Origin of the sequence: Helicobacter sp. (assembly GCF_022511165.1) — a bacterium.
In the GTDB taxonomy this organism is placed as follows: domain Bacteria; phylum Campylobacterota; class Campylobacteria; order Campylobacterales; family Helicobacteraceae; genus Helicobacter_C.
In genome coordinates, this window is the sequence record NZ_JAFLSB010000073.1 from 1 (window position 1) to 2,964 (window position 2,964).

General features: G+C 38.9%; 3 protein-coding genes and 1 rRNA gene. 1 reads left to right on the forward strand and 3 read right to left on the reverse strand.

What is annotated here, in order from left to right; genetic code table 11:
• The first annotated feature begins 208 nt into the window (after positions 1-208).
• Positions 209-324: ribosomal RNA gene (rrf, locus tag J1E28_RS07680) — 5S ribosomal RNA — on the forward strand.
• A gap of 546 nt (positions 325-870) precedes the next feature.
• On the opposite strand, the gene J1E28_RS07685 is transcribed toward rrf, so the two are convergent.
• The 3 genes from J1E28_RS07685 to J1E28_RS07695 are packed head-to-tail and all read right to left on the reverse strand — an operon-like array spanning position 871 to position 2,908.
• Positions 871-1,218, reverse strand: coding sequence for a hypothetical protein (locus J1E28_RS07685; RefSeq protein WP_291028440.1), 348 nt, complete (start codon positions 1,216-1,218; stop codon positions 871-873).
• Between the two features lie 10 nt (positions 1,219-1,228).
• Positions 1,229-1,888, reverse strand: a complete 660-nt coding sequence (locus J1E28_RS07690) for a hypothetical protein (RefSeq protein WP_291028443.1) — start codon at positions 1,886-1,888, stop codon at positions 1,229-1,231.
• 15 nt (positions 1,889-1,903) lie between these two features.
• Entirely contained in the window at positions 1,904-2,908 is a 1,005-nt protein-coding gene (locus J1E28_RS07695) for a hypothetical protein (RefSeq protein WP_291028446.1), read from the reverse strand.
• Between the last annotated feature and the right edge of the window lie 56 nt (positions 2,909-2,964).

Genomic DNA, 2,964 nt, shown 5'->3' on the forward strand with positions numbered 1-2,964 from the left:
AGTAAGTAGCTTAAAGTCTAGCTTTTTTAAGAGGAAGCTTAAGGTTAAGGCTTTAGCTTAAAAATATTGCTTTAAGGCTTTAGGTTTTTTAAGCTTATTTTATAAGCAAATTTGCGCTTAAATGCTTTTTTTAAAGAGAAAAATTGCTATGAGATTTTAAGCAAAAGTAAGAATCCTTTAAAAGCAGACTTATCTTTATTTCCCTTTTCCTTGTGTCTATAGAGAGGAGGCAACACCTAGCTCCATTCCGAACCTAGCAGTTAAGCTCCTCTTCGCTGATGATACTGCACTTTTCAAGTGTGGGAATGTAGGTCGATGCAGGGATAGGGAAACTTCTTTTTACTTCTTGGCTTACACTTATTTTTATTATGACTTACTTTATATGGCTTTTTATACTTACTTGTATTGCTACTTAATTTTTGGCTTATTTTTATATTTGTGTTGTTTGTGGTTGGTGTTTTAGGCTGATATACATTCTTTCTCTCTACCTTATCTCTACTTTGTAGGGTTTGCTATTATGGGCTTATGCAAAAGCAGTGGAATTTTTTTATATTGTAATATGTATGAGAATATCGCACTTATGGAGCTTGTGGTTTAATTGTGTTTTATTGCACCCTAAATCCAAAATAAACTACTCCTATGAGATTTTAGAGCGAGTGGTTGTTATGGAGGAGCAAGGGGGGGCTTACTCCCTAGCTTTGAGACAAAAGACACATCTACCCCATTGGCTAGAGACAAAGGCAGTGCATTAGGTGCTAGAGGTGATAGCACAAAGTCCTGCTTTTTTATCTCTTAGCGCAAATATCTTTGAGCTAAGAGATACTCTCGCAAAGATTGTGTGTTTTTGCTTGGCGATTTCTAGCACAGAGGCTATTTAGGCTGTACGCGTCTTAGTGCTATCATTTCTGTCCCATCGGCATTTTTTATAAGTTCTAAATAATATTGCAAGTCTAGCGTCCTAGAGCCTGCTTGTGCGGTTGCTGCACAGGTAAGCTTGCGCTCATCTTTTGATGTTTCCATTAATTGAATATTGTTAAAGGCAAGGGGAATCTCCTTTAGCTTCTCTGGAGCTTTAAATACAACATTGGCTTGTTCTTTGATGTATTGCTCAAGCAGATTCTTACTCTCTGTGCTATCGCATTTAAAGCCTGAATTCCCACAACCACTTAATGCAAAAATCATTATGCTAATGCTTAAACTTGTGATTATTTTTTTCATTATTTACTCCTTATAGGTGTGAAAGTGTGCATTGGGATTTGTGGGATTTTACATACTCCACAAAGTCCTGTGCGTTAGGTGTGTCTGCTGTGATATGCCCATAGCGCGAAGTGTTTTTGGGGACATTAGGGCGCAAATTTGCAGGGATTGCTAGTGCCTTTTCTCCCTTGCCAAAGTCCCCAAAGTAGTAAAATTCTTCGCACACTAGCACCTTAAATGATTTTAAATCGTGCTTTTTATCGCTCCACTCCTCTTCCTCATCATTACTTTGAGCATCTGGGTGGCAAAAGCAGCCAATGCAGTCTTTATTTTTCTTATCGTGGTGGTCATTTTGCTCTACTTCAAAGTCATCGGGGCTTTGAGGGTTGGGGACAAGGGGCTTATAGATATTATCTCCATTTTTATCGTTATCTGGACGTTTTTGAGGGTATGCCTCCCAATACTCTGCAAAGGTAAGGGTTTTGGAGATTCTCGCTAGATAGATAAGCTTTTCTGCCCCTACTTGTGAATTATCTAGGGCTTTAGAGCTCCAGCCTGCGAGCCATTCACCTACCTTTGCTGTTTCTCTAATGTAGGGCTTGCAAGTAGCGAGCGTTAGAATCCCGCCAGAGTAGTTAGGCGCAAAGCCCTTATCTACTTTCATTTTATATGAACGCACACGATAAGACATATTTTCCTCCTTAGTTTATAGTTTTTCAAGATTTTCGGTGATAAATTGCACCATTTCTTTATCATACATTTTGTGAAGCAAAGTATTAAATGCTTCTTGGTCATAGACGCGAGGGTCAATGCTAGTGCCATTTTTTTGGAAGTTTAGTTTAAGAAACCTATCATCCCCAAAATTTCTACTCTCGGTCTCGACACGAAGGGTGTAAGTTGCACCATTGATGGTTTCAATAATTTTTTCATCAAAAGCTTTTACACTACTACCACTCCACATTGGGTATCTATCTTTCTCAAAAACAGGGAGTTCTGCTTGGTAGTCGGAGCTATTTGCAAATGGCTTAAACTCTCCTTTGTCAAATGCCTCCAAAAGTGTTTCAAAAAATCCATATTGATTAGAGCAATCATAATCTTTAGGCAAGAAACCCCACTTATCTGCCGCTTTATGTCTAATACCAATGCCGTAACTATGCTCATTGCCCTGTGTGAAGTCGGTTTTATATAACTCTATAGAGGAGCAACCAGGACCACGAAGAATTGTGCTTTTCTCTCCCACTTTATCCCAAGAAGAGAATTTTAAATCCGATTTTTTGCGCTCTGTGGGCTTGGCATCTGCCTGATGGAGAGATTTTGAGACAAGGATATGATACTCTTTGGCAGTAGCATTAGCTTTAGGTATAAAATTCCACACTTTCTTCTCTCCATTAAGCTGATTGTCTTTGTAATTTTCCTCTTTGAAAACAACCCCTTCATACACCGTGCTTTTTAGCGTAAAAAGCCCCTCTTTTTTTCCATCATTATAGTTCCCTTCATAGAGAGTAGCCTCATCTTTACTCCCCTCATTTATTTTGACAAGCCCTTGAGGTCGACCTCGGTAATTAAGAGGGTTGCCATTTTTATCAGGGTAAGTGCCAGCAGGGAATCCTTCATAAAATACATAATCGCCAAATAATTCAGCAAACACAGGATTGCCCATACATATCTGTGCGCTCAAAGCCACACCTACAATCAACGCCTTATATTTCATTTATTTCACTCCTTTATATTTTGATTAGCAAAGTGTGTATCATATCCCCCCCCCCC

Excerpts from the sequence above, each read along its gene's own strand:
- J1E28_RS07685 (WP_291028440.1), bottom strand. The coding sequence starts at position 1,218 with ATGAAAAAAATAATCACAAGTTTAAGCATTAGCATAATGATTTTTGCA.
- J1E28_RS07690 (WP_291028443.1), bottom strand. The coding sequence starts at position 1,888 with ATGTCTTATCGTGTGCGTTCATATAAAATGAAAGTAGATAAGGGCTTT.
- J1E28_RS07695 (WP_291028446.1), bottom strand. The coding sequence starts at position 2,908 with ATGAAATATAAGGCGTTGATTGTAGGTGTGGCTTTGAGCGCACAGATA.